The 620-nt window shown below is 37.6% G+C and carries 1 pseudogene; it reads left to right on the top strand.

Annotated elements, in window-relative coordinates:
• Nucleotides 1-215 (top strand): annotated as a pseudogene (locus RTW80_RS26855) (hypothetical protein); the annotation flags it as partial.
• Nucleotides 216-620: the final 405 nt, after the last annotated feature.

Consider the following 620-nt stretch of genomic DNA (forward strand, 5'->3'; position numbering starts at 1 on the left):
GTAAAAAAACCGTCACCGTTCGCGAGATTCGCGCCAATTCAGAATATACCGATTCAATGGTCGGCTTTAAAACTCCCGTTTTAAATGATTTTACTGGTGAATGTTTTAAGCGTCAGATAAAAGATTTTGGTGATGAGCTGGCAATCAAAATCGAAGATTTTGAAACTGCGTATAAAACTCTACCGGAAGAAAAACATCGATTTTCTTCTTACTACTACTTAATCAGGGGTGCTATTCCCCCTTTTAGTAAAGGTCTGAAAATGGAAAGAGAGTTTAGCGCAAAAGCATCATTAAACCGAAATATAAAATTTTGGTTTGAGCAATGTGGATTATCTAAAGAAAGAGTTATTCATTGTATTGATAACTGGTATGACCTTGCATACCCACCATCAGAACAGGAGAAAGCAAAAAAAGAAGCAATTGAGAAGTTAATAAAGTAAAGATAAAGATGGTATCAGGTTGTGGGGCAACCTGATACCGTGACACCTGATTCTATTGCGAGGAATAAAATGTCGGAACGCATATTATCAGCAATAAATGACGTTGAAAAGGGTGGGCGTCCGGTTTTCCCTTTGATGCCATTCCATGTCTTTCCTGAGTATATGGCATTACTCAGAAAA

It is taken from the genome of Escherichia sp. AM3, assembly GCF_032029835.1.
In the GTDB taxonomy this organism is placed as follows: domain Bacteria; phylum Pseudomonadota; class Gammaproteobacteria; order Enterobacterales; family Enterobacteriaceae; genus Escherichia; species Escherichia coli.